The sequence below is a fragment of the Blautia parvula genome, assembly GCF_020215665.1.
In the GTDB taxonomy this organism is placed as follows: Bacteria; Bacillota; Clostridia; order Lachnospirales; family Lachnospiraceae; genus Blautia; species Blautia celeris.
On record NZ_CP084061.1, the window covers coordinates 970,075 to 994,835 of the forward strand.

Here is a 24,761-nt window from a genome sequence, read left to right on the forward strand (position 1 = left end):
TAAGTTATATTAAAAAATTGGTATCACAATAAAGCCGCCAATTATTGCCGGCTGAAAAGGGAAAGATGAAAAACTACTATTAAGAAGTCAATGATGAGAGGTATTCATTGACTCGTCCGTAATAAATACGGAGAAATTTGTTTGCACCAGCGGTCATATAAACGTAATAATCTTTGCCTTGAGCACGTTTTTTCATCATAAATCCGTATACCGGATCATCTGGAGGTGCCAGTTTCATAAGTGAGTCCATAATTAGAAATAAGGTTTTTCTGAGTTGTGGAGCTCCTCGCTTTGATGTTCGAACACTTTGTTGCTCATAGTCACCAGATTGATTGGCACCTGGATCAACCCCGGCATAGGCAGTTAGAGCACCTTTATGAGAAAAACGGGATAGATCACCGATTTCAGCTATCAGTTGCGGGCCGAGTGTAGTTCCTACCCCAGCCATATCAAGTACTATTGGGTATTCTGGAAGTTTAGCGGCAGTCTGGTTCATAAGGAGACGAAGTGATTCCACATTTTTTGAGGCTATATTTAGCTGATCAACTGCTTGCTGAATCAAAAGTTTCGTTACATTATCTTTTGACAGTGTTGCGATAAGATCGTGACTAAATTCATATATATCGTTAGGCTTTTGGGACTGAAAATTATATTTTTTCTTTTTACACCAAGATTGATACCGCTCAGAGAACGAAGAAATAGAATGTCTACGTACACAGTCAACGTGCCAGAAGATAGTGACAAAATCCACCCATTTTTGGCTTCCATCATTTCTTGCAGGGCTGTCAAAGAAGGTATTTATACCTGGAAATGTTTCATCAAGAAGAGCAATAAGATTATTCTTCATGGCTGTTTTCTGTTTCATGTAGAAATCAAACTGGCGGTTCATGTTTTTCAGTTGTCGGCGTAATTCATCCGTGTTGTTGTATGGTTTAAGTTCACACCAGTTATCAAGAGTGTAGCGTGCGATTTTTATTGCATCAGCTTTGTCTGTTTTTACTTTACGTAATGTATTATTACCAAAGTCTTTTATTAGTTTAGGATTAATGGCACTTACGAATAAACCAGCGTCTGATAACCACTGCGCCATGGGCTCATAGTATCGGCCAGTATGTTCCATAACAATTCGAGTATCGCCATTTAAGCTTTTCAACTGGCTAATTAGATATGTTATGTCAGAAGATGTGTGTTTTACATCAAATGGTTTAGCAACAATCTCTCCGAATGGGCGGAGGATAGCGATTGTACTTTTGTTTTTTGATACGTCAATACCTACTGCATTCATTGTATTCTCCTTGTTTTGTATTTTGCCAATGGTAAGGTCGGCTTTACTCATTGCTTATTCTAACTACTGGCTGACACGAACGTAATAGCTCTACCTGCGTAAAACGAATGCTGCGAATGAGGGCAGGCTGACATTCTACCGGACGGACGCGAAGTCCAAGTGGGAAGCAGTCATACCATTGTTCCCTTCATTCTAACAGCTTGAGCAATAAGAAGGATATGGACATGGTTGGTTGTCATGTACCTTATCCATAATTCTATTGTAGTAGTGGGAAGGATATAGCCGAAAGCAAGGGTGTCCGCCGTGAGACGGAATCGGAAGGAAGCTGGATATGGGGAACATACTAACCCATGGGCAAATCTCCGGTCTGACGAACAGAAATCACATAAAAGGTTATGCATGAGGGTAAGGCTGCATAACAAGTCGAAGCCCAATAACTACACGGAATCATGCATGATAAATGTGGCAGATAGATGGAGAGAAGGAAACGTGTGGTACCCAGGGAGGTCTGTGTGGAATGCTCTGAAAGGAGTAACCATAACTGTAAGGTTATGCTGAACGCACAGAAGTCAGCAGAGGTCATAGTAGTCGAAAGATGAAGGACCGAATCAATAGGAGCCTTGAGTATGACCGAGAAAGGGAGGAATGACTTACAATGACAGAAAACATGAACAATGGCTGTTCGCAAAGAGATAGTGCGGAACATGAAGGGTATGCGAAAGCGTCTAGGTCGTTCAATCGGATATGGAAAGAAAGAGACAGTGCACAGCCGAAACTCTTAGAGGCGATACTGTACAAGGGCAACATGAACAGAGCGTACAAAAGAGTAAAGGCAAACAAGGGAGCGGCGGGAATTGACGGAATGACCGTTGAAGAAGCACTCCCATATTTAAGGGAACATCAAAAGGAGTTGACAGACCGAATATTAAGAGGGAAATATACTCCGTCTCCAGTAAGGAGAGTTGAAATCCCAAAAGCAGATGGTGGTGTGCGAAAGCTAGGCATACCGACAGTGATAGACCGAACCATACAACAGGCAATAGCACAACAGCTAATGCCAATCTATGAACCACTCTTTAGCGAAACGAGTTACGGATATCGCCCGAACAGAAGCGCAAAAGACGCAATCCTTAAGGTAAAAGAGTATGCAGAACAAGGCTATACCTATGCGGTATCGCTGGATTTATCGAGATATTTTGATACGTTAAATCATGAACTGTTATTAAACCTTTTACGCAAGAATGTAAAAGATGAAAGAGTAATCCAACTCATAAAACGATATCTGAAAAGTGGTGTAATGGAAAATGGAGTGGTAATGGAAACGGAAGAAGGTTCTCCGCAAGGTGGAAATCTTTCGCCGTTACTGGCAAATATCTATCTGAATGAGTTTGACCAAGAGTTCTTTAAGAGAGGTGTGCCTTGTGTCAGATATGCTGATGACATAGTGTTGTTAGCAAAGAGCAAGCGAGCATCAGAAAGACTGTTGGAAAGCAGTACGAAATATCTCGAAGAGAAACTGAAACTAACAGTGAACAGAAAGAAAAGCCGTACTGTCAGTGTGTTTGCAATCCGAAAATTTAAGTTCCTTGGCTTTACGTTGGGAAGGAATGGTAGTGGCATATATGTCCGAGTTCATCCAAAGTCATGGAAGAAATTTAAGTCAAAACTGAAAACCTTATCTTCCCGTAAGAAGTGTCAGAGCATAAAACCGAGTCTTGAAGAGATAAAGGTGTATGCTAGGGGCTGGCTGAATTACTACGGAATGGCAAGCATGAAGAACAACATAGAAGATATCAACGGATGGCTCTATCACAGAATACGCATGTGTATATGGAAACAGTGGAAGCTGCCTAAAACGAAAAAGAGAAATCTAATCAGAATGGGAATTCCAGAATACTATGCACATATAGCGGCTAACAGTCGAAAAGGACATTGGTTCTCTTCAAATCTTACGACAGTAAAGAGAGCTATGTTAAAAGAAAGACTGATAAACAGTGGCTTTTATGATTTAGCCACAGCCTATCAGTCTGTGCATGTCAACTATTGAAACCGCCGTGTACCGAACGGTACGCACGGTGGTGTGAGAGGACGGGAGCTAGTCACTCCCTCCTACTCTATTTCGGAAGGAAACAACAGGGTTCTTTTGTATGGAGGAGTGTAAGACTGTGCATGGCTCTTGTGCAGGCAATATAGAGCAGGCTGCGGTCGTATTCCGAAAAATACGTTTCCTTTCCCGCATCCGGTATGAGGACCGCGTCAAATTCCAGCCCTTTTGACATGCGCACAGAGGTGATGGATATCCCGTTTTTAAAGCTTGTGCTGTGGGGGGATATCAGCTCTACAGGGTATGTGGGATGCAGGTGTTTAAAGAGCGCTTCAGCGTCTTTGTCCGTCTTCAGGATTATGCCCATGGAGGCGTCTCTGCCTTGTAAAAAATTTCGGATCTCCGATTCTATTTTCAGGAGTTCTTCCCCGGGAGTCTGACAGAAGATGACAGACGGAGCCTTTCCATGGCGCTTTACAGGCCGGATTTTTGTATCTTTCAGGATGGATTTGGCAAAGTTCATGATTTCCCAGGTGGAACGGTAACTGGTGTTCAGCTCGGTAAATTCTGCCTTTTCATACATGGCCCGCAGGTCATCCAGAGTATGGCTGTGGTTCGGGTTCAGTATCTGTCCGAAGTCGCCCAGAATGGTTTTGGAACACGGAAAAAGCAGATTTATCACTGCGTACTGGATGGGAGCGTAGTCCTGCATCTCATCAATCACCAGATGTCTGGTGATCCTGCTCTCTTTCAGGCCCTCAAAGGCAGCGTGAAGGTAGAGAAAGGGATATACGTCTGCCCATTCCAGTGTCTTTTTGGAAGGCATGACAAACAGATGAGGGATGCCGGAGTCTTGGCAGAATTTTTTATATAAGGCCAGTGTGCTGCGGACGGCAAGCATGGAGGTGAGGCTTTTTAGGATGGCACGCGGCTGCGGCAGTTCTTGTTCCATGATATTATCATCCTCAAAGCTGCGGCATATATCATCTGCAATCATGGGAAGCCTCTGTTTTATGGGATAGTTTCCATAGGCTGCAAAGCGTTTTGCAATCCAGTCTCTGTCTGCTTTGAAAGGACCGAACGTGTAGTCAGAAGGAAGAAAAATTGTGTCATTCAGCTTTTCTATATAGGAGTCCAGCATTCGTACAAATTCCAGCGTTGATTTAAAGCGGACTCTCCGGGACCATTTTTCATCCGGAACATCCGGAGGACTGCTTTCTTCCTCAAAACCAATAATACCTTCCAGCTGAATCTCTGCAATATCGGAAAAGCTGAGTTCATAGATAGGCTCCTCCCCAAGTTCCGGAATGACATTGGAAATGTAATCCCCAAACACTTTGTTCGGGGAGAGAATCGTCACATTTTGGGAAGAGAGACGGTCTTTGAAGCGGTAGAGCAAAAATGCGATCCGGTGCAGGGCGATGGAAGTTTTGCCGGAGCCGGCAGCGCCCTGGATGATCAGTGTGCCTGTATTTTCATTCCGGATAATTTTGTTCTGCTCCTTCTGGATGGTGGAGATGATGGATTTCATCTTCTCGTCGGAAGTGTGGGAAAGTTCTTTTTGAAGCACATCATCCTGGATATTGGCAGCGCTTTCCAGGGCATATTCCATGATGCAGTTTTTGATCTTAAACTGTCTTTTTCTGGTCAGATATCCCTCAATCCTTCCGGCAGGGGCATCATAGCCCGCCGGGCCTGTTTCATAGTCGTAAAACATACCGGATACAGGGGCGCGCCAGTCATAGATCAGCATTTCACCCCTGCAGCGGAAGGTAAAGCGGCCGATGTATACAATCATTTCTTCCCCGTCATCGCATTTAAAATCAATCCGGGCAAAATAAGGGGAGTCTTTTAGTTTTGCCAGCCTATCCCTTGAGGCTGCGGCAATGGTGCCGGTGTGGTCTGTCTGCTTTAATAGCAGTTCGTTTTGAAACATTTCATGGGGATCTAATTCGCCCCGGTACTGTGCCATATAACGTTTGGCATTCTTATAGTCTGTGTCAATCCTCTCCACATCCGCGTCGGCTTCCTGTAAAGCGGCATCCAGTTTCTGGAGGATTTCTGCAAGGTGGGCTGTTTCATCAGGAAATGGATGCATCGGGTCCCTCCTTTGGCAGGATAAAACGCTGGGTGGGATAGCCGAATTCCACCAGCAGTTCCGCTTCGGCAAATCCCAGATTTTTGATCTCCCTGCGGTGCCCGGTATCGGCCCGGTCCCCCTCCCGGTATGTTGTTATGCTGATCTCTTTACCAGCGGCAAGCTCCTGCATTACCTTATCCAGAAACGCTTTGGGAATGCCTTTTTTCCTGTATAAAGGATGGGTGCCCATAAAGTCTATGCTTCCTGTCTCCCTGGAAAAAAGCAGGATGCCGATGGCGGTTTCTTGGTCCTTCAGGATAAGGGCCTGTCTGTCGGCAATGCTTTGTTTCAACACCTGTAAGTAGTCCTCTTCCCTGAGATGCGGAAAACCGTCTATGACCAGCCGCACAAGATCCATCCAGCACGGAATGTCGGAATCCTGGGCAAATGTGATTTTTTCTGAGGCATTTTCATAACTGTCCAGCATGTGATAGCTCCCTTCTAATTCAAATTTTAACTGCAGGGGGTAGAATTTCTCATTCTCCCGGTATCTGCTGGGAGGCTGCTTGTACATGGCGGTGAATATTTTGGTAAAAGCCTGCTGGCTTTCATATCCGGCCCCAAGCGCAATGTCCAGAACCGGTCTGTCGGAGAAAACAAGAAGCTTGGCAGCCTCTGTCAGACGACGGCGCAGAACATATTCATGTATGGTCATACCCACAGTATTTGTGAACATGCGGTGCAGATGGTATTTGGAATAGTGAAGTGCTTCCGCAACCGTATCCAAATCTGTTTTTTCCATCAAATGTGTTTCAAGATATTGAATGGCTGCGGTGATTTTTTCTATGGTTTGATTTGGCATGGTGAACCTCCTTTCAGACAGCTATTATATCCTTTCCGGATGGATCATGTTTAATCGTTCTTGCGGTTTTATACTGCGTTGCGTTTGTTCTTGAAATCGCACTTAAGGTCTTGTAATTTCTTAAATTCTATGGCGCTGACTTTTCGGTTGGCGCTGTCTGTCTTTGATTTGTTCCCATGATAACATCCGCTCTATGGATTGTGAAGAAAAATATTTCCTGTTTTGGTTGACAGAACCCGCAGGGGATGATAGTATGAACATATACAGACAGACAGTCGGTCTATAGGAGGGAAGAATGGTATGCGGGTAGTAAAAGAAGCAAATGAGAGAAAAAATGAGATATTAGACGCAGCAGCAATGCTGTTTGCAGAGAAGGGTTTTGATAATACCAGCACAAATGAGATCCTGGAGGCGGTAGGGATTGCCAGAGGAACGCTTTACCACCATTTTAAATCAAAAGAAGATATTATGGACGCGATTATAGACAGACAGAGCGGGCGGATGCTGGCACGGGCCCGGCAGATTGCAGAGGATGACAGTATCCCTGTTGAAGAACGCATGATTCGTGTTGTTATGGCTCTTCGCCTGGAAGAGACGGAAGGAGCGGGAGGGAAAGACATGATTGAACATCTGCACCGGCCTCAGAACGCATTGATGCATCAGAAGTCAAAAAGGATCATTATGAATCAAGTGCCGCCTATTCTGGCGATCGTGTTGGAGGATGGCATCAAACAGGGACTTTTTGACACGCCCTATCCTCTGGAATGTATGGAGATGGTGGTGGCGTATCTGAACACTATATTGGATGACGGTCTCGTTGTACTGACAGAGGAAGAGCGTCTTATGCGGATAGAAGCATTCATTTTCCATATGGAAAGGCTTCTGGGCACAGAGAAGGGGCATCTTGATTATATTGTAAAAATGTTTGAAAGCGGGGAATAGCATGAAACAGACAGACAGCTCTTTCAGAAAGTTTCTGACACTCTGGGCAGGGGATTTTATCTCCTCAGTAGGAAGCGGGCTGACATCCTTTGGTCTGGGTGTCTATATTTTCCAGCAGACAGGGAAGGCGTCCTATATGGCGCTTGTCACTCTGCTTGCGTTTCTTCCGTCTCTTTTGCTGAGTGTACCAGCAGGCGTGCTGGCGGACCGGTATGACCGCAGGATACTGATGGTACTGGGTGACAGTCTTTCCGCAGCCGGACTGCTGTTTATTCTGGCCTGTCTTATGGACGGGGAGGCACAGGTGTGGCAGATTTGTGTGGGTGTGACGATCAGTTCGGTATTTACTTCCCTGTTAGAACCGGCATACAAAGCCACCATCACGGATCTGCTGCGGCCGGAGCAGTACAGCAGAGCCAGCGGCATGGTCCAACTGGCAGGTTCGGCGAAATATCTGATCTCCCCGGTGCTGGCAGGATTTCTCCTTGGAATCGCGGATATCCGCCTTCTGTTACTTTTAGATATGGGTACCTTTTTCGTGACAGTGGTGACGACTCTGGCGGTGCGCAGAGGAATCGAAAGCCGGGTGTCCGGAGGACGGATATCATTTCTGCCGGAAATCAAAGAAGGATGGAAGGCCCTTACGGGCAGAACAGGAATGCCTGCCCTTGTTTTCATGGGCGCACTGATTACGTTCTGTCTTGGGATGATCCAGACTTTAGCGTCCCCCATGGTGCTCAGCTTTGCAGACAGTACATCCCTTGGGACACTTATGACAGTCATTGCTTTCGGAATGCTGGTATCCAGTATGATATTGGGAGGCTTCTCCATAGAAAAAGGGTATGTCAGGCTTCTTTCCGCGTCTTTGTTCGGGGCGGGGATTTTTATGGCACTGTTCGGACTGCGTGAAAATATGGTATGGATCGGAGCGGCCGGATTTTGTTTTTTTGCCATGCTTCCCTTTGCCAATACCTGTCTGGACTGCCTGATACGCGGTAATATAGACAATAAGATACAGGGCCGCGTGTGGGGGCTTGTGGGACTGATCTCCCAGCTTGGATATGTGGCTGCCTATGCCGTTTCCGGTGTATTGGCAGATTACCTTATGACCCCGCTGCTGCTGCCCGGAGGGAAACTGGCAGGGAGTGTGGGGAAGATACTCGGAACAGGCGACGGCAGGGGAATCGGATTGCTGATCATACTGTCAGGACTGCTGCTCTGTGTGACAGCGGCCCTTCTTCCCGGTATAAAATCTATTCGTCTGCTGGAAAACAGAGGTGTATATGAATCGTAAAATTATTCAAAGAGACATTGCAGGAAATAAAGCAGTATCCTTTCTTACCGTATTATTTATTACCGCCGCGGCTATGCTTTTGTCCCTGGCCGGAATCCTTGTCACCAATCTTTTCGGTTCTATTGACCGGCTTATGGCGGATGCGAAGACGCCGCATTTTATGCAGATGCATACAGGAGATGTGGATTTTGAAGAGCTGGAAGCATTTGCGGAGGGAAACAGCGCAGTAGAGGATTTTCAGGTTCTGGAGTTTTTAAATGTGGGCGGAGAAAAAATCAGGCTGGGAGAAAATTCCCTGGCGCTAAGTGTTCAGGACAATGGATTCAGCGTACAGAGCAGCCGCTTTGATTTTTTGCTGGATGAGAACAACAGGCCCGCACAGCCAAAAGACGGTGAACTCTGGGTCCCGGTCTGCTATAACAGGGATTATACCGTACAGGCGGGGGATAAGGCTGTCATAAACGGAAAGACCTTTGTGGTAACCGGCTTTGTCCGGGATTCCCAGATGAATTCCACACTTGCCTCCTCCAAGCGGTTTGTTGTAAGTGCGGGAGATTATGCGCAGTTAAAAGAAGTGGGAAGCGTGGAGTATCTGATAGAATTCCGTCTGAAGGATTTGTCAGACTTAAGTGAGTTTGAGAGTGCCTACAGTGCATCCCAAATGCCGGCCAACGGGCCGACTCTTTCCTGGCCGCTGTTCCGGATGATCAGCGCGGTCTCCGACGGGATTATGATCGCTGTGATCCTGCTGGTCAGCGTGATCGTTATACTCATAGCCCTGCTCTGCATCCGGTTTACCCTGCTTGCAAAAATAGAAGATGACTACCGGGAAATCGAGGTTATGAAGGCAGTGGGAATCCGTGTGTCTGACATACAGAGTATTTATCTGGCGGTCTATGCCGTTCTCGCCGCAGCCGGATGTATCATGGGATTTCTTCTGTCACTGGCGCTGCGTGGTCCGCTGCAGGAGAGTATACGCGCTAATCTGGGGGAAAGCGGGAATGATGGGCTGTCTTTCCTTCTTGGTATGGCAGGAACCCTGCTTCTGTTCTTTTTTATCCTATTCTTCATCAGACGGATCCTGAAAAGATTCCGCAGGATATCACCGGTGCAGGCAATCCGCCAGGGAAGCGAACAGGAAAATGTCCGCGGAGGAAAAAGCCTCAGGCTTTCAAAGAACAGATGGTTAAGCGCCAACCTGTTTCTGGCTGTGAAAGATATAGCTGCGCGGAAGCGTCTCTATTTAACCATGCTGTTTGTGATCATTCTGGCGTGTTTTATCATGGTGGTGCCTCAGAATCTGTATCATACGATCTCGGACAGCAGTTTTGTCACTTATCTGGGTGTGGGGCGCTGTGATCTGCGGATGGATATACAGCAGACAGAGGAGCTGGAGGAAAAGGCAGGCAGTGTGGGAGAATATCTGAAACGGGATTCAGCGGTTGAGACGTATGCTGTTTTCGTAACAGAACTTTTTGACCAAGAGCAGGAAGACGGAACGACAGAGCAGATCAAAGTGGAGCTTGGGAATCACGGTGCTTTTCCCCTTCAGTATGTGGACGGAAAGCTGCCTTCCCGTGACAGTGATATTGCATTGTCTGTGTTATACGCAGAGGAGATGGACAAAAAAGTCGGTGATAAAATGATTCTGCTTACGGACAAAGGGGAAAAACAGCTCACAGTCTGCGGTATTTACTCAGACATTACCAATGGAGGAAAAACTGCAAAGGCGGCCTTCCAGCCGGGTACCCGGGAAGCCGCCTGGAGCACGGTCTGTGTGAATCTGAAACAGCCCGGTGTGCTGGCGGAAAAGACAGAAGAGTACAGCCGAAAGTTTCCGTATGCAAAGGTTTCCGGTATGGAAGACTATGTGACACAGACTTTCGGACAGACGCTTCGCGCAGTTCGGACAGCGTCGGTGGGAGCCGGTTTTGTGGCTGTTGTTGTGACACTTTTGGTCATATTGCTTTTTATGAAACTGCTGACAGCAAAGGACCGGTATTCCATAGCTGTGCTTAAGTCTGTTGGATTTACCGGCTCTGATATTTCCAGGCAGTATATATGGCGTTCGGTACTGGTTGTGATCCTGGGGATTCTTCTGGGAAGCGTACTTGCCGGGACGCTTGGAGAAAGGATAGCGGGAGCTGCCATTTCCTCTCTGGGGGCAGCAGCCTTTCAATTTACAGAAGACCCTCTGTCTTCCTTTGTCCTGTCACCGGTTGTTCTGCTCTTTACCGCGCTGGCGGCAACCATAGCAGGAACGGCAAAAGCGGGGAACCTATGTATATCACAATCAATAAAGGAGTAAGGTATGGAACAGTTATTAGACGGAAAAGAAATCGTAAAATCATATGGGGAGGGCAGGGAAAAGCAGTTGGTGCTTGACCATGTATCTCTGGAAATGGAGAGAGGAGGCTTCGTTTCCGTGATGGGGCCTTCCGGGTCCGGTAAATCCACCCTGCTCTACACACTGAGCGGCATGGATTCTGATTACAGCGGAACCGTAGTTTTTGACGGCAGCACCATGTCCGGTCTTAAGGAGGAAACTCTGGCGGACCTGCGCAGGACCAAAATGGGATTTGTCTTTCAGCAGCCGGCCTTTTTAAAGAATCTGAACCTTCTGGACAATATCATTCTGCCTGTCATGCGGGAAAACAGAAAGAATGGAAAAGCGATAACCGTAAAAGCCAGGGCGCTTATGAAAAAGGTGGGAATAGAAGGACTGGAAGAGCGGGATATCGCCCAGGTATCAGGGGGGCAGCTTCAGCGCGCGGGCATATGCAGGGCGCTTATGAGCGAACCGGAGATTATTTTCGGGGATGAACCCACAGGTGCGCTGAACTCCAGGTCTGCTCAGGAGATCATGGAGCTTTTAAAAGAAATCAATGAGGAGGGCACTGCGGTCCTGGTGGTTACCCACGACGCGAAAGTGGCAGCAAAAACAAAACGTGTGCTGTTTATGCAGGATGGGAAGATAGTCAGTGAGCTGGTATTCGGAAAAGAGGAGGGGGATGACCTGGATATACGGGCAGAAAAGGTTATGCGGCGGATGCGGCAGATTGGAATTTAAAGGCATAGTTTCCATTGGAATGATGGATTTTGCACAGGTGCACTTCTGCTGTATAGGAAGTGCACCTGTCATGCTAGAACGTGTTTTGCCGGCAGCCAACATAAGTAGCTGTAAAATATAAAAGGTAAATCAGCAGAAACAGTCCCAACCCGATGGATACGGAGGTCCAGAAAACGGCAGTCGTAATCATTTCCAACAGGATATTCTTTACACAGGCAGCAATAAATACGGACAACGGGATGGGCAGCAGCAGCGGAATTCCGAAATAAAGAAGAAGCTGACGAAATATCAGTTTATGGATCTTTCTGTCGGATACGCCTAAGTTGGACAGAATCTTATAGCGGAAGCGATGTTTGGATGCTTCGCTTAACTGCTGGACTGCCAGTATGGTTGCCGCGGTGCAGACAAAGATCAGACCAGTATAATACAGACAGAAACCAAAAATCAAAATAGAAGCACGGCTGTCAGAGACGATTTTTCCCTTCGTGTTCCAGTTGTTAGCTCTCCGATTTTGAAAATCTTCGTCACTGCTATACAGAGAGGTCAGATAGTCATAGTCCTCCACAGTTGTCTCTTGTTCTGTTTCAATCACCAGAGTGGTTTGATCTGTAGGAAGCCCGTCGATAAGATGGTCCGGGAGAACAATAATACAGCCGATACCAATGTTCCCGCTTTGTGAAAGTGGAGAATCATATACGGCCTGAAGGTCCAGGGTAGTGCCGTTTATGGTGTAGGGCAGGCTGTCTTTGGTATCCACGATTTTTTTGATGTTGGAATATGCGTGGATGATGTAATGGCCGTCTGTAAGGTTTACCGGTTCATATCCAAGCATTTTGCGGAGTCCGGCATAGTCACTGTAGGAAATGGCGTAATCGTCAACGGCATAGGACTGCTGGTCTAATGCTTCATACAGCGCCATCTGTCCGCATTGGTAAATGGGAACCTGCAGACTGGATTTTATTCCGCGTGTCTTCTTGAAATAATCTGCGGCTTCTGTGAGCACAGCCGGGTCCTCTGCCGACACCTGGGCATCGAAGGTACAGCGGTTTAAGGCGGAAAGTTCAAAAAACTTGTTGAAAAGCATAGCGCTTTGAATACAGGCCAGGGTGAGGGTTAAAAGCATAGCCAGCGTTCCCATGGTAAAACTCATGGTTTTCAATTTGGCGGATAGATTCCGATAGAGAAAGAGAGTATCCTTTTTAAATTTCCGTTCATTTTTTCCAAGGAATATTTTGATCAGGAAACCCGCCAGTGTAATATAAGCTCCATAGAGTCCGATGATGACCAGCAGAAAGCCGGCAAGGAGCAGGAACGGTGAAAAATTGGAGGTATTATGGAAAATAACGTATAAAATAATGCATCCGGCTGCCAGCAGGCCCACTGAGGCAGCACAAAATACCCAATGGCTTTTCTTGTTGGAGATGATCGCGGCTTCATTTTGCTTCTCAGCGTACATGAGATCGTATATTTTAGTCTTTTTCAGTTTCTTTCTCATCCGCAGCATGGAGAAAGTATAGATCAGGATAACATAGAGTAAAGTTAACAGGACAGCAGGAAAGGAAATATCAGCCTTGACAGAAAAACGTACTTCAAAGAGATTCATGATGATCAAGGTAAGAATCTGATAGATAAAAGTTCCTGCAAGCAGGCCGGCCAGAAAAGCGGCTGTTCCCATTATGCTGTTTTCCAACATGATCATCCGGGAAATCTTACGGCTGCTGATACCCAGAAGCATATAAGTGCCAAGCTCCCGGCTTCTTTTTTCCAGCATGAAGCAGTTCATATAATGGACCAGCCATTCGATCACGGCGATCACGATCACAGAGATGAATGAGATCATGATTGGCAGACTGTCCATCATCTGGTTAAGGCTTTTGATATCCTTAGAAAATACGACCATATTGAAAGCGTACATAAGGGAAAAGGAAATACTCACAGTGAGGAGATAGACGGCATAATCCCTCATGGAGCGTTTGGCATTGCGCAGAGCCAGTTTACTGAGCATTGGAAACATCACCTCCCAGCAGAGTTACTATGTCCAGGATCTCAGTGAAAAAAGCACGTCTGGCTTTGTTTCCCCGTGACAGTTCGCTGAAAATTTTTCCGTCCCGCAGAAAGAGGATTCGGCTGCAGTAGCTGGCGGAAAAGATGTCATGGGTAACCATTAAGATGGTTGCCTGCATTTCCCGGTTCATCTGGGTGAAACATTCCAACAGCATACCTGCGGATTTGGAATCCAGGGCACCTGTAGGTTCATCAGCCAGTATAAGGCTGGGGTGGGCGATCAGAGCCCGGGCGCAGGCACACCGCTGACGCTGCCCGCCGGATACTTCATAAGGGAATTTGGCGAGGATATCCTGTATGCCGAGACGGGCGGCCACATTTTTTACCTCGCCGGCGATTTTTTTGGGGGAGGTCCCCTGGATCACAGGTGCCAGGGCAATGTTCTCTTCAATGGTCAGGGTATCTAAAAGATTAAAATCCTGAAAAACAAAGCCCAGGTTCTTTTGGCGGAACTCTGCCAGTTTATCTTCCTTTAGCCCGGTGATATCTGTATCCCGCAGGTAAATGTGTCCTGCTGTTGCGGTATCTATAGTGGAAATGCAGTTGAGAAGAGTAGTCTTGCCGCTTCCCGAGGCTCCCATGATGCCCAGGAATTCTCCTTTTTCCACCGAAAAGCTAATATTGTCCAAAGCTTTTGTGATGAGTGTCTTTGCTCCGTAGTATTTTTCCAGTTCTTCGATTCTGAGCAGAGTTTCCATATTTTACTCCTTCTATGATGATGTTTGATTTGGTTTTTATGATGTTATCATAGCAGGGGACAGGGTATTTTTGTACTTACAAAATTGTAATGCCTTATTCTGGACGTATGTAAGTTCCGGTAGGAAAGTCAATTGTGATCTTAGTTCCCTCCCCGCATACAGAATCTGCCCGGATGGAAAGGCCCAGTTTCAGGCAGAGTTTACGGCATAGATACAATCCCATGCCTGTGGACTGCCGATTTGTGCGGACAGTGCCGGTGAATCCCTTTTCAAAGACACGGGGCAGGTCCGCGGCAGGAATGCCCCGGCCGTTGTCCTCAAGGATCAGTGAGACACTGGATCCTGTATGGGCGGCGGAGATTTTAATGCAGGCGTCCTTTGTTCTGTGGTATTTTATGGAATTGGAGAGAATCTGACTGATAATGTAAGTGAGCCATTTTTCATCTGTATAGACAATGTCATCGGTCTCTTCAATCTGCAGCGCGATTTTTTCTTCCAGAAGCAGGGACCTGTTTTCCAGAAGGGCAGGACGGATAGCGTCAAATAGTTGAAATTCTTTGACAAAGTAATCTTTTTCCACGTTCTCACTGCGGGCATAATACAGGGCCTGCTCCACCAGATAGTTGATTCGGGACAGTTCTTTTCCGATGCGTTTGTTTTCCGTTTCCGGATGGTTTTTGCAGATCAGGTCAATGGCAGTGATGGGGGTCTTGATTTCGTGAATCCATTCCTCAATGTATTCTTTGTACTGATACTGGGATTTTTTCAGGTGGTTTATCTTCTCCAGCATGGATTTGCAGGCTGTGCGAAGCGTTTGCTGGAAAAGCTGTTCGGAACAGGTCTTCGGTTTATCCAGCATCTCGCAGATAAGATATTTCTGGTCCAGCAGGTCTAACTGTCTGGTGATCTGTTCTGCTTTTTTCTTCTGTTTATAAAATCCGTTTCCCCAGACAATGAAAAGGATAACTGCCCAGATTATAAGTATGGGCAGGACAGAAGAGAAGCTGTTTCCGAGTAAAGCTAAATAGATCGTCATAGCGATCGCACAAAACAGATTCAGAAAAAGCAGCATCAGTTTTTCATATAGATAGTTTGCAGGCGTCATAGCAGTTTCCTTTCTCAGATGTTGACCATCAGTCCTTTTTTGGGGATTGTCACAATTAAATCGCCCAGGTTCAGCTCTTTCAGACGGCGGCGCAGCCTGGAAAGATTCACATTTAAAATATTCTCATCCACATAAAATTTATTTTCCCACAGATATTCGATCAATGCGTCTTTTGTCACAATGTGCCCTTTATTTAAAAAGAGATAGTAGAGAATCTTGACCTCATTTTTGGAAAGGTCCAAGGTCTGTCCCTGGTATGTGATCTGTCCCATCAGAACATTGAGTGCGGCGCCGGACGCGCAGATGGATTCAGAAAGGGCAGTATTCCGGCGGGCCATGATTCTGCCTATGCGGGCCAGAAGTATGGGCAGGTGGTAGGGTTTGCGTATAAAGTCATCACCTCCCATGAGAATTCCGGCCAGTTCATCTTCATCGTGGGTGCGCCCGGTAACAAAGATGACAGGTACATTTGTCTGCTCTCGAATATCGCGGCATAGCTCCAGGCCGTCACAGGCGTCCAGATTGATATCCAGAAGAATAAGCTCAATGGGAGATGAGAGCAGCAGGTTCTTTACATCCGCCGTTAGTTTCTCCTGGGTACAGCAGCGGCATTCCGGGCAGATGCATGGATAGCCGTTTGCCTGAAGGTAAACAGATAGTTCCTGACGGATATTTGGATTGTCTTCTATGATTAATATCATGGTATCTCCTTATATAAATTTTCTTTGTTGTGAGAGTCGCCTTCTCTTAGGTGTAATGATGTTGTATGTATACCACACTCCAGTTATTCTTAACTTTCCACAAATCACAAATGTTGATTTTTAACCATTTGACAGCATATATATATTATCACTTAAAATCTACATTTAGCAAATCCAAATCTGGAATAAATGAGAAGTGGTTTGTTTATGCGTTACCATTAATGTAAAATTATTTAAAATCGAAGGAGTCATTGAAGAGTCCACAACTATTCGCGAAATGTCCATTTTACGAATAGTTGTGGACATTTTCCTCCAAATGGGCTATAATCAGGCTAAATGCAACGCTTTATTACGAATCCTATTGAGGTGCAAAATTCATGGAGAAAAAAAATATCAGCTATCACGAGAAAAAATATATTGATAATAATATCCGGCTCAGAAATATTCTGGCGGAGCTTCCGCCGTATGTACAGGATTTCTGCAGAGGCCGTCAGACAACTTTGAGCATGCAGACCCAGATTGCTTATTGTTATGATTTAAAGATTTTCTTTCAGTTTCTTACAACCGCAAATCCCACTTTGAAAAATTCGGCGCTCCGTGACATTTCCCTTGATGTCATGGAAAATCTTCGTCCCACAGATATTGAAGAATTTCAGAATTATCTGAAAGTTTACGAAAGCCAAAATACAGGTGAGGCAATGACAAACGGCGAAATCGGCATTTCCAGAAAGATTTCCGCTCTCAGAAGCCTTTTTGACTATCTGTATAAGCATGAAATGGTAAAAAATAACCCTACTCGTATTGTGGATGTTCCGAAAGTCCATGAAAAAGCCATTATTCAGCTTGATCCAGATGAAATTGCCATGATCTTGGATTCCATGGAGGAATTCAGCGACAATTTGACACCCCACCAAAAGGGCTACTATCTGAAAACAAAAACACGTGATATTGCTATTATAACACTTTTTCTCGGAACCGGGCTGCGTGTGTCTGAATGTGTGGGGCTGGATATTTCTGATGTCAATTTTAAAAACAGTGGTCTCCGCGTGATACGAAAAGGTGGAAATGAGAAAATTGTTTATTTTGGCGAGGAGGTGGAAATTGCCCTGCTCAATTACCTGGAAGAAAGAGAAAACATGGAGACAAAGCCGGGCCATGAAAACGCACTTTTCCTCTCCCTCCAGGGAACCCGCCTGAGTGTCCGGGCAACAGAGAAAATGGTAAAAAAATATACACAGCCAATTATTACAAACAAGAAAATCACTCCCCATAAGCTGCGTTCTACATATGGCACGGCTCTTTACGAGGAAACAGGTGATATTTATCTTGTGGCAGATGTTCTGGGCCATAAAAGTGTCTCTACCACGCAGAAGCATTATGCGAAATTAAAGGATTCCAGAAGGCGTGCAGCCGCCAGTGCTGTCCGCCTCAGAGAAAAAGAAAGTGACTAGGCAGGACAGGAAAACAGCGGCCAAAACAGCGCTTCTCTCCTCTTCTTCTGTCATATAAGTAATTTTTGATACAGGCCAACAGCCGGAAAAACCATACGAGGAAGACCCGGAAGATATCCGTACAATCACAATCTCACCAAACGGGGATGCGCTTGGTGAGAACGTGTATCGTACAGATATTTTGGATATTCTAAGGCATTACGGGCCTGAAAAAATGCATTTCGTTTAAGGCTTCTGATATCTGTTATGCCCATCCATGATCTTCTGTAACGAATAGATAGATTTGTTCAGATTAAATAAGTAGGCAAATGCGCAGACCACAAAGAAATGCGGAAGGTAGGAAAAGCCAAACACCTCCGTGCCGATCAATACCGGAGCCAGAAAGGTATTCGTCGCGCTTCCGAATACGCCTGCATAGCCCAGTGCCGCGGCAATTTCTACAGGAACACCGAGGACAGGGGCAATTACAGCTCCAAGACTTGCTCCGATAGAGAACAGGGGTGTAACCTCCCCGCCCTGAAATCCCGCTGCCAGTGTTACTATGGTAAGCAGGAATTTCAAGATCCAGTCATAGCTGAGAATATCTTCCCCGTAAAAGCTGGCGTGAATCAGATTGGTACCGAGTCCTGCATATCTGCCTTGATATAGGAGGAGCAGGAGGACGCTTAAAATAAGCCCTATGATAAAAATACGAATTACCGGCTGCTTCCATGTCTGGGCAAATTTCTTTTTCATACATTTCAGAGTCCATGCAAATGCGCCGCCCACAACGCCGAACAGTATGCCCAGCAGGATCATTTTTCCCATATTAGGAAAATTCATATCTATTTTTCCTGTAAGCGCAAAGGAAAATTTCTCCAGTCCTAAGAACTGTGATGTGGCGCTGGCGGTAAAGGCGGCTGTGATTGCGGGAAGCAGAGCCTGGTATTCCAGGGCTCCTGCGACCAGAACTTCCATTGCAAAGAAAACAGCGGCAATGGGTGTTTCAAAAAGCCCTGCAAAACCTGCCGCCATACCTGTTACGAGAAAAATATGGGAACTGTTTTTCAGCGGTATTTTTCTTCCGACCCAGTGGGAAAAGGTAGCGCCGATCTGCACAGCCACGCCTTCTCTGCCGGCACTTCCCCCGAATAAATGTGTGATCCACGTTCCGGTTATAATAAATGGAATCAGTTTTAACGGAATCACTTCCTCTTCCCCATGCCCTGCTTCAAAGATCAAATTCATGCCTTTACTGCTCTTCCCTCCGAATTTCAGGTAACAAAAAGCAATAAGCGCACCTGCCAAAGCCAGAAACGGAATGAGCTGCATGGGATGCCCGTTTCTGAAATCCGTGATCGCCAGCAGTACCCTTCCGAATACAGCATCAATCCCTCCGACAACCAGGCCAATGGGAATTCCCAGCAGTCCTAATAGCAACAGTTCCTTATACGTTTGAAATGTTCTCTTCACTCTTCCGTACATATCTCTTACTCCTTCCTTTTTCGCATCCTGCATTCTCATTCGTACTTTTTCATATTTTCGCATAAAAAAAGCTGATACCCCTGTTTGAAACAGAAGTCATCAGCAAACATGCGCTTTTGGAATATTTCCACGGGAGAACCTCATTCCCTTAAAATCCTACGCTAGAATCATATCATGAGTAACGTGTCTTGTCAATGTGCTGTTTCCGTATTTTGGCTCTAAATATACAAGTATACATAGTGTACTATGGTGTCAGGAACAGCGTGAACTTGCATGTTTCCTTGAAAAGAAATATAATGAATTCCAGAGAAAGTCACTGCGAAAAATCATCCTCAGGGATGTTCAGTTTTCTCCGAAGTAAACAGAAGCGGAGCTATATGATACATTTAGACCAACAGCCGCCGACGGCGGCGTTCAAGGAGGAATATAAAATGGAATTACGCGTACTGCAATATTTTCTCGCCATAGCCAGAGAGCAGAGCATTGTGCGTGCTGCTGAATCGCTTCATCTCTCACAGCCCACCCTCTCCACCCAAATCAAAAATATGGAGCAGGAACTGGGCAAACAGCTTTTGATCCGCGGGACAAAAGGTTCCAGGAATGTAACCCTTACAGAGGAAGGCATGATCCTGCGGAAACGTGCAGAAGAAATTCTCGATCTGGTGAAAAAGGCGGAAAAAGAAGTTACCTTGTCCGACAGTGTTGTAATGGGGGATGTCTATATTGGAACAGGGGAGACAGACGCGGTCCGGCTGATCGCGAAAGCAGCCCGGAGTCTGCAGCAGACATATCCGGATATCTGCTATCATATCTCCAGCGGCAATGCGGAATTTGTATTGGAACGTCTGGATAAGGGACTGATTGACTTCGGCATTGTGTTTGGCTCCGTAGACACGGCAAAATACAATGCTCTGAAAATGCCGTCAAAAGATATATGGGGTGTACTGATGAGACGTGATTCACTGTTGGCGGAACAGGACTCTGTTTCACCGGAAGATTTGTGGGATAAACCCCTGATCATTTCCCATCAGAAAAACCAGGGCGGAGCACTGAACACATGGATGAAAAAGGAAATGTCGGAACTAAATATCGCAGCAACCTATAATCTGCTTTTCAATGCCTCACTTATGGTTGATGAGGGATTGGGCTATGCTGTCTGCTTTGATAAGATCATCAATACGGCAGATAACGGTAATCTCTGTTTTCGTCCCCTGTCTCCCAGGCTGGAAGTGGAAATGAGTATCATATGGAAAAAATATCAGGTATTTTCAAAACCTGCTGAAAAACTTTTGGAAAAGTTAAAGGAGACGTTCTGAAGATTTGCTCCGGGGGCGGTCAAACAGTCGTCCCCGGAGCCGGCTGTTAAATGACTGGGCTATGCTGTAACCACTCCCCGGCAGCCAGACACCGAAAATCTTCTGTATGGCCTGTTATCCTATGTCAAAATTTTCAGAACTGAAATTGCTGTAAAACCGTCCTTGTTCTGCAGTAAAGCGCAACACACAGTAGTCTGGATCTGTCACGCCTTCCGGATAATACATGGTATCGCCCTCCTGCCACAGCATCTCTTTACTGGCCGGATCCTCAAGCACTTCCATGGTCCCGGTCAGCATGACACCTTTAAAGAACCGCTTATCACAGAAATAAAGGCAGGCTTTTGGATTCTTTCTGTATTGCTGTACCCGCATAGAGGATGTGTTGGTATGAAAATAAATCACCCTGATACCCTCTCTTTTCCGCGGTGCCAGCATTGCCTTTGTATTTGGCATACCGTTTTCATCGACGGAGCTTATGAAAACCACACTCTGCTTATCAAGAATCGCTCCTATTGTTTTAACCGGATTTGTCATAATTTACCTCCCTATGTAATTTTCGGATTTTATTTTTCGCAGCAGCCTTTTGTTGCTGCTTTTATTATAAGCCTATATAGAGGTGTGGTAAATTAGTTACTTTTTGGTGACTATAAAAGCCCTTTGTCTCTTAAAAAGTCCTGGCGGCCGTCCTCGATCATCATTTCTATGCCAATGCTCTGCATGATGGAAACTGCTTCAAAAAGCCGCTTTCCCCGTTCTGTGAGAACATAGTCTGATTTCAGCGGATACCCCTCACCTTTTGATTTATGGATTATGCCGCATTCCAGCAGTTCGTTTAAATGCTGTATCAGCATTTTCTGGCTGATGCCGTTGATTGACTTTTTCAGTCCAGATAAAGAATGGCTGCCTTTATTAAGCTGCCATAGTATGATCGGCTTCCATTTTCCCCGGATTATGTCATGGGTCATTTCCAGTGGGCATGTATATTCATTTCTCATCTTCATTTTTTGACGCCTCATTGGTGAAAGCAGTGCAGCCTTCATTCCATGCTTTAACTTCGCTTAATAAGAACGACTGTATGAACGGATTGTTTTGAGGGCAGACCAAGAACATAAATGCACTGTTACGGCATTTTTGATAATGTTCGCCCTTTAACCAAAAATCATATCCCTTAGAACATCTGGGATTGCAGGCAGTTGGGTCAGCCAGACGTTTACAGATGGGGGCTTTCTGTATTGCACTGATCATTTCGCCGGGCAGTGTTTCCAGGAATTTTTCATACTCGTTTACGTGGACCCCATAGATACGGACAAGCATGCCTTTTTTCCGAAATACATAATTTGCGACAGTTTTTTTATGATAAAGGTAAGACACCATGTAGCCGCTTTTGGCTGTTTTAATTTCTATTTTACAGCCAAGTTCCATTAATTTGTTGTGCAGTTCCTTCACAAAATCCTGATTCTCAATCGGTACAGAAGTAATAAAATCCTGAAATTCTATTTTCTTATCCATTGTTATCCTATCCTCCGCTTTTTTCATTTTCTCTTTATTTTTCTCTTACGGCAATCCAGACTTCAACCCGGCCGTCTTTTTTGTAATATTCAATATCCGGTGCTCCGGATTTCATTCTGCCTGTGATGTACCCTTTATTTAACGGTCTGTATTTTGATTTTGGCAGCCATTTTGTGATTGCCTGGGCCTCTGTTCTCCCTATGGTTTCCCGTGTGCATGGAAAGACTGCCCAGGTCATGGCCGGAACCGTGTATTCGGCAAGATCATCCGGTGCGGCGTGGTCACTTGAGACGGCTATAATATATTCAAAAATTCTGGTATCTCCCGGGTCTGTATTATAAATATTTATGCCGAATAACCCGTCTGTCTCCCGGTCTGCCAATTTTAACAGGGATGAATCCAGATGGTTCTCCCGGAACTTTGACCAGTGCAGAGGAATCACTTTTCTGCCCTCTCCCTTCTGGTTCGTTGTCTTGATCAAATAACCGACAACGCGAAAGCTGTCTTTTTTTTCTATACGAAAAGGTTCCATTTGTTTTTCCTCCTGCTTTTTCCTATAAGACGGTTTCGTCCTTTATTGATTATATCTTATTTGCCGGAGGAATTCCTCTCTTTTGGTGCACCGTTTGGATAGCATGACTGTATGTCTGTTATCTTGCAAAAGTCTATGGCGGAGGATTGGTGAATGATTTCTGGAATGGGGATAACATCATTTTTTGCATCTTAAAAAATAATGAATCATACCTACATCATCATAGATTCCATCTTTTTTCTCTATTTCAAAATATTGTTGTAATATATTTTCAAATTCATAAGGCAATATGTTAAACATATCGGGTCTGCCTATATATTCTTCGATTTGCATCATAATACGACCGACAGAACTATTTATATTCGGAATATCTATAACAAACTTTCCAGATGGTTTTATTATCCGGTGTGCTTCAACGATTGCCTTTTGAACAAACTCCTTTTCAAAATATTCAAGAACCCCGATACATGCTCCTATATCAAAACTGCTATCTTCAAAAAGAGTTTCATGTATGCTACCGCAAAACAATTCTCCAATAGGCAGCTTTTTATTTTCCACATATTTATATAATAATTGAATGGTTTCTGGACTAATATCAACTCCATGGTACAGCGAGGGCCATGTATCATATCCCTTGAACATAAGGTTCAGAGCGCAACCAAGGTCAATAAATTTTTTATCCGCGTCAGGCTTTAGATATTCTTTGATTTCAATGTATTCACTGCCTCCTTTACCACTTTCTACTGCTGCTATGTATTTGGGATAATCAGGGTTATTTGTAATGTAATCCGGCAAGTTGTCATAATTGGGGAAATCGTGTTTCCCATGTTCACGTATACTTCTGTCGTAAGATTTTGCAATTAAATCTAATTGATTTTTCATTGTATTCAGCAGTTCCTTTTTTTGAAATATTGTATAAATAATCTCTGTTACAGTTACTAAATTCTCTCCCGGTTTCATTCAGCAATCATTCCCTGCTTTCACCTCGGTCAATTCAAGTTTGTCTTATTATACAGTATTTCAGTTCAGAAGTATAGCAATGCATATATACTTAAAAGGACTTGGCCTACAGCCCAAAGCATGCGTAAAAGAATACTGCTTATGGCAGAGCTGACACAAAAAAGACTTACTTGCTTTTATACAAATAAGTCTTTTCCACATTTAAAGTCTGTTTATCACGATAAAGAGCTGCTGGCTTTTCAAACAGGCTCTAAACTCTCAGACTTTCAAACCATGCTTTTATTTCTTTTTCACTCACATTTACATCAAATCTCTTACCATCCTTTAGTATCGCACCCGGACAGGAGGACTCCAATTCAGCGTTGGTATTACCCATACCACTGCTTCCGGATGTTGCCACCGGAATAATAATCTTGTCATTCCAATCATATTGTTCCAAAAATGTATTGATGATTGTCGGGGCTATGTACCACCAGATGGGAAAAGCGAGAATCAGAATTTTGATATTTTCTGTACTCTCCAGTTTATTCGCTATGGCCGGTCGGAATGACTTATCATTCATCTCTACACTGCTCCGGCTATTTTTATTCATCCAGTCAAGATCTGCAGCGGAATATGGTATCTCCGGATGAATTTCATGTAAATCCCCATCTACTACGTTCGCAATCTTCTTTGCCAGTTTCTCTGTTATTCCTGTTGCTGAAAAATACGCTACTAATATTTCACTCATAGTTCTATTCCTCCCTTTTTACATATATGTAACGGTTTCTGAAAGCTCCCTGCGCTGTGTATGGGTGGCAAGCGGTTTTGCATCCTCTGCTGCATAGCCGATATCCAGGATCATGAGCACTTCCTCGTTATCAGGCAGTCCCAGTTCTTTTGCCGCAGCTTCGGGGTCAAAGAAGTTGATCCAGCAGCTGTCAACGCCCACGGCTTTTGCGGCAAGCATCATATGGGTGGCAACAATGGAAGCGTCCTCGATTCCGGAATCACGCTGTTCTCCTGGGTATACAAACACGTTGTTTTTATCAAATGCCACGACTATGGCAGTGGGGGCTCCGTATCGGCAGGGTGTCACCTTATCAATTTTAGCAAGTCCTTCCTCAGATTGGACAACATAGATACGCTGTTCCTGCAGGTTCTTTGCCGTAGGTGCCAGCCTTCCCGCTTCAAGGATCACGTCCAGATGTTCTGCTGCCACCTGGCGCCCATCAAATTTCTTGCATGCATAACGGTTTTTTAATACTTCCCAAAAGTCCATTCTTTTTTCCTCCTGTTTTAGAATCGGTTCTATAATGACTATAAACCTTAAACCTAACTTCAGGTCAATACTTTTTTGACGTTTCTGACATTTTTTAATAAGAATACAAAGCATATAAGGAAA

23 protein-coding genes and 1 riboswitch are annotated in these 24,761 nt (G+C 45.0%); of the genes, 8 read left to right on the plus strand and 15 right to left on the minus strand.

What is annotated here, in order from left to right:
- Positions 1–79: 79 nt before the first annotated feature.
- Positions 80–1,285: an IS110 family RNA-guided transposase gene (locus tag LC508_RS04670; protein WP_186971215.1), complete on the minus strand. Its 1,206-nt coding sequence runs from the start codon at positions 1,283–1,285 to the stop codon at positions 80–82.
- Positions 1,286–1,758: 473 nt separating this feature from the next.
- Here LC508_RS04670 and LC508_RS28225 point away from each other — a divergent pair, with 473 nt between their 5' ends.
- Positions 1,759–1,884, plus strand: a complete 126-nt coding sequence (locus LC508_RS28225; RefSeq protein WP_255611085.1) for a hypothetical protein — start codon at positions 1,759–1,761, stop codon at positions 1,882–1,884.
- Between the two features lie 56 nt (positions 1,885–1,940).
- Positions 1,941–3,332: a group II intron reverse transcriptase/maturase gene (gene ltrA / locus LC508_RS04675; protein ID WP_225305318.1), complete on the plus strand. Its 1,392-nt coding sequence runs from the start codon at positions 1,941–1,943 to the stop codon at positions 3,330–3,332.
- Positions 3,333–3,399: 67 nt separating this feature from the next.
- On the opposite strand, the gene LC508_RS04680 is transcribed toward ltrA, so the two are convergent.
- On the minus strand, positions 3,400–5,427 hold the full coding sequence (locus tag LC508_RS04680) for a HelD family protein (RefSeq protein ID WP_103731375.1): 2,028 nt from the start codon (positions 5,425–5,427) through the stop codon (positions 3,400–3,402).
- Positions 5,411–6,271, minus strand: a complete 861-nt coding sequence (locus LC508_RS04685; protein WP_033142254.1) for a helix-turn-helix domain-containing protein — start codon at positions 6,269–6,271, stop codon at positions 5,411–5,413. Before LC508_RS04685 ends, LC508_RS04680 begins: the two co-directional genes overlap by 17 nt.
- Before the next feature lie 300 nt (positions 6,272–6,571).
- Here LC508_RS04685 and LC508_RS04690 point away from each other — a divergent pair, with 300 nt between their 5' ends.
- Genes LC508_RS04690 through LC508_RS04705 form a run of 4 tightly spaced genes read left to right on the plus strand, consistent with a single transcriptional unit; the run spans position 6,572 to position 11,577 of the window.
- Positions 6,572–7,213: a TetR/AcrR family transcriptional regulator gene (locus LC508_RS04690; RefSeq protein WP_054352651.1), complete on the plus strand. Its 642-nt coding sequence runs from the start codon at positions 6,572–6,574 to the stop codon at positions 7,211–7,213.
- Position 7,214: 1 nt separating this feature from the next.
- The gene (locus LC508_RS04695; protein WP_103731374.1) at positions 7,215–8,507 is read left to right on the plus strand and encodes an MFS transporter; all 1,293 of its coding nucleotides are present in this window, start codon (positions 7,215–7,217) and stop codon (positions 8,505–8,507) included.
- Entirely contained in the window at positions 8,497–10,815 is a 2,319-nt protein-coding gene (locus tag LC508_RS04700) for an FtsX-like permease family protein (protein WP_118594113.1), read from the plus strand. Before LC508_RS04695 ends, LC508_RS04700 begins: the two co-directional genes overlap by 11 nt.
- Positions 10,816–10,818: 3 nt before the next feature.
- On the plus strand, positions 10,819–11,577 hold the full coding sequence (locus LC508_RS04705) for an ABC transporter ATP-binding protein (protein WP_033142258.1): 759 nt from the start codon (positions 10,819–10,821) through the stop codon (positions 11,575–11,577).
- A gap of 73 nt (positions 11,578–11,650) precedes the next feature.
- Here LC508_RS04705 and LC508_RS04710 read toward each other — a convergent pair whose 3' ends face one another.
- The 4 genes from LC508_RS04710 to LC508_RS04725 all read right to left on the minus strand — a co-directional run bounded on the left by LC508_RS04710 (position 11,651) and on the right by LC508_RS04725 (position 16,145).
- The gene (locus tag LC508_RS04710; RefSeq protein WP_158587341.1) at positions 11,651–13,582 is read right to left on the minus strand and encodes an FtsX-like permease family protein; all 1,932 of its coding nucleotides are present in this window, start codon (positions 13,580–13,582) and stop codon (positions 11,651–11,653) included.
- The gene (locus LC508_RS04715) at positions 13,572–14,339 is read right to left on the minus strand and encodes an ABC transporter ATP-binding protein (protein ID WP_103731371.1); all 768 of its coding nucleotides are present in this window, start codon (positions 14,337–14,339) and stop codon (positions 13,572–13,574) included. The genes LC508_RS04710 and LC508_RS04715 overlap by 11 nt, the downstream gene beginning before the upstream one ends.
- Before the next feature lie 94 nt (positions 14,340–14,433).
- A complete protein-coding gene (locus LC508_RS04720) occupies positions 14,434–15,444 on the minus strand; it encodes a sensor histidine kinase (protein WP_033142261.1) in 1,011 nt (336 codons plus the stop codon).
- Positions 15,445–15,458: 14 nt separating this feature from the next.
- A complete protein-coding gene (locus LC508_RS04725; RefSeq protein ID WP_103731370.1) occupies positions 15,459–16,145 on the minus strand; it encodes a response regulator transcription factor in 687 nt (228 codons plus the stop codon).
- 377 nt (positions 16,146–16,522) lie between these two features.
- Here LC508_RS04725 and LC508_RS04730 point away from each other — a divergent pair, with 377 nt between their 5' ends.
- Positions 16,523–17,596 carry a tyrosine-type recombinase/integrase gene (locus LC508_RS04730; RefSeq protein WP_033142263.1) on the plus strand — a complete coding sequence of 358 codons (1,074 nt, stop codon included), beginning with the start codon at positions 16,523–16,525 and terminating at the stop codon, positions 17,594–17,596.
- Between the two features lie 225 nt (positions 17,597–17,821).
- On the opposite strand, the gene LC508_RS04735 is transcribed toward LC508_RS04730, so the two are convergent.
- Positions 17,822–19,060 (minus strand): chloride channel protein, encoded by a 1,239-nt coding sequence (locus LC508_RS04735; RefSeq protein ID WP_103731376.1) that lies wholly within the window; start codon positions 19,058–19,060, stop codon positions 17,822–17,824.
- Positions 19,061–19,143: 83 nt separating this feature from the next.
- Positions 19,144–19,217, minus strand: a riboswitch (Fluoride riboswitch).
- Between the two features lie 274 nt (positions 19,218–19,491).
- Between LC508_RS04735 and LC508_RS04740 the strand changes: the two genes are divergently transcribed.
- Positions 19,492–20,376, plus strand: coding sequence for a LysR family transcriptional regulator (locus tag LC508_RS04740; RefSeq protein WP_103731369.1), 885 nt, complete (start codon positions 19,492–19,494; stop codon positions 20,374–20,376).
- Between the two features lie 114 nt (positions 20,377–20,490).
- Here the strand turns inward: LC508_RS04740 and LC508_RS04745 are convergent, their stop codons facing one another.
- The 7 genes from LC508_RS04745 to LC508_RS04775 form a co-directional block, all read right to left on the minus strand.
- Positions 20,491–20,910: a pyridoxamine 5'-phosphate oxidase family protein gene (locus tag LC508_RS04745; RefSeq protein WP_033142265.1), complete on the minus strand. Its 420-nt coding sequence runs from the start codon at positions 20,908–20,910 to the stop codon at positions 20,491–20,493.
- A gap of 110 nt (positions 20,911–21,020) precedes the next feature.
- Positions 21,021–21,377: a winged helix-turn-helix transcriptional regulator gene (locus LC508_RS04750; RefSeq protein ID WP_054352656.1), complete on the minus strand. Its 357-nt coding sequence runs from the start codon at positions 21,375–21,377 to the stop codon at positions 21,021–21,023.
- Entirely contained in the window at positions 21,361–21,885 is a 525-nt protein-coding gene (locus tag LC508_RS04755) for a hypothetical protein (protein WP_054352715.1), read from the minus strand. Before LC508_RS04755 ends, LC508_RS04750 begins: the two co-directional genes overlap by 17 nt.
- A 34-nt stretch (positions 21,886–21,919) precedes the next feature.
- On the minus strand, positions 21,920–22,417 hold the full coding sequence (locus LC508_RS04760) for a GyrI-like domain-containing protein (RefSeq protein ID WP_103731368.1): 498 nt from the start codon (positions 22,415–22,417) through the stop codon (positions 21,920–21,922).
- Positions 22,418–22,594: 177 nt separating this feature from the next.
- Positions 22,595–23,377, minus strand: coding sequence for a class I SAM-dependent methyltransferase (locus LC508_RS04765; protein WP_118594112.1), 783 nt, complete (start codon positions 23,375–23,377; stop codon positions 22,595–22,597).
- A gap of 250 nt (positions 23,378–23,627) precedes the next feature.
- Entirely contained in the window at positions 23,628–24,107 is a 480-nt protein-coding gene (locus LC508_RS04770) for a flavodoxin (protein WP_118743696.1), read from the minus strand.
- 18 nt (positions 24,108–24,125) lie between these two features.
- Positions 24,126–24,638, minus strand: a complete 513-nt coding sequence (locus LC508_RS04775; protein ID WP_054352659.1) for a nitroreductase family protein — start codon at positions 24,636–24,638, stop codon at positions 24,126–24,128.
- Positions 24,639–24,761 lie beyond the last annotated feature (123 nt).

Coding starts and splice junctions, on each gene's coding strand:
- LC508_RS04710 (WP_158587341.1), bottom strand. CDS start 13,582: ATGCTCAGTAAACTGGCTCTGCGCAATGCCAAACGCTCCATGAGGGAT.
- LC508_RS04685 (WP_033142254.1), bottom strand. CDS start 6,271: ATGCCAAATCAAACCATAGAAAAAATCACCGCAGCCATTCAATATCTT.
- LC508_RS04745 (WP_033142265.1), bottom strand. CDS start 20,910: ATGACAAATCCGGTTAAAACAATAGGAGCGATTCTTGATAAGCAGAGT.
- LC508_RS04770 (WP_118743696.1), bottom strand. CDS start 24,107: ATGAGTGAAATATTAGTAGCGTATTTTTCAGCAACAGGAATAACAGAG.
- LC508_RS04755 (WP_054352715.1), bottom strand. CDS start 21,885: ATGGATAAGAAAATAGAATTTCAGGATTTTATTACTTCTGTACCGATT.
- LC508_RS04720 (WP_033142261.1), bottom strand. CDS start 15,444: ATGACGCCTGCAAACTATCTATATGAAAAACTGATGCTGCTTTTTCTG.
- LC508_RS04760 (WP_103731368.1), bottom strand. CDS start 22,417: ATGGAACCTTTTCGTATAGAAAAAAAAGACAGCTTTCGCGTTGTCGGT.
- ltrA (WP_225305318.1), top strand. CDS start 1,941: ATGACAGAAAACATGAACAATGGCTGTTCGCAAAGAGATAGTGCGGAA.
- LC508_RS04725 (WP_103731370.1), bottom strand. CDS start 16,145: ATGATATTAATCATAGAAGACAATCCAAATATCCGTCAGGAACTATCT.
- LC508_RS04700 (WP_118594113.1), top strand. CDS start 8,497: ATGAATCGTAAAATTATTCAAAGAGACATTGCAGGAAATAAAGCAGTA.
- LC508_RS04775 (WP_054352659.1), bottom strand. CDS start 24,638: ATGGACTTTTGGGAAGTATTAAAAAACCGTTATGCATGCAAGAAATTT.
- LC508_RS04735 (WP_103731376.1), bottom strand. CDS start 19,060: ATGTACGGAAGAGTGAAGAGAACATTTCAAACGTATAAGGAACTGTTG.
- LC508_RS04695 (WP_103731374.1), top strand. CDS start 7,215: ATGAAACAGACAGACAGCTCTTTCAGAAAGTTTCTGACACTCTGGGCA.
- LC508_RS04705 (WP_033142258.1), top strand. CDS start 10,819: ATGGAACAGTTATTAGACGGAAAAGAAATCGTAAAATCATATGGGGAG.
- LC508_RS04750 (WP_054352656.1), bottom strand. CDS start 21,377: ATGAAGATGAGAAATGAATATACATGCCCACTGGAAATGACCCATGAC.
- LC508_RS04680 (WP_103731375.1), bottom strand. CDS start 5,427: ATGCATCCATTTCCTGATGAAACAGCCCACCTTGCAGAAATCCTCCAG.
- LC508_RS04670 (WP_186971215.1), bottom strand. CDS start 1,285: ATGAATGCAGTAGGTATTGACGTATCAAAAAACAAAAGTACAATCGCT.
- LC508_RS28225 (WP_255611085.1), top strand. CDS start 1,759: ATGGAGAGAAGGAAACGTGTGGTACCCAGGGAGGTCTGTGTGGAATGC.
- LC508_RS04730 (WP_033142263.1), top strand. CDS start 16,523: ATGGAGAAAAAAAATATCAGCTATCACGAGAAAAAATATATTGATAAT.
- LC508_RS04765 (WP_118594112.1), bottom strand. CDS start 23,377: ATGAAACCGGGAGAGAATTTAGTAACTGTAACAGAGATTATTTATACA.
- LC508_RS04690 (WP_054352651.1), top strand. CDS start 6,572: ATGCGGGTAGTAAAAGAAGCAAATGAGAGAAAAAATGAGATATTAGAC.
- LC508_RS04715 (WP_103731371.1), bottom strand. CDS start 14,339: ATGGAAACTCTGCTCAGAATCGAAGAACTGGAAAAATACTACGGAGCA.
- LC508_RS04740 (WP_103731369.1), top strand. CDS start 19,492: ATGGAATTACGCGTACTGCAATATTTTCTCGCCATAGCCAGAGAGCAG.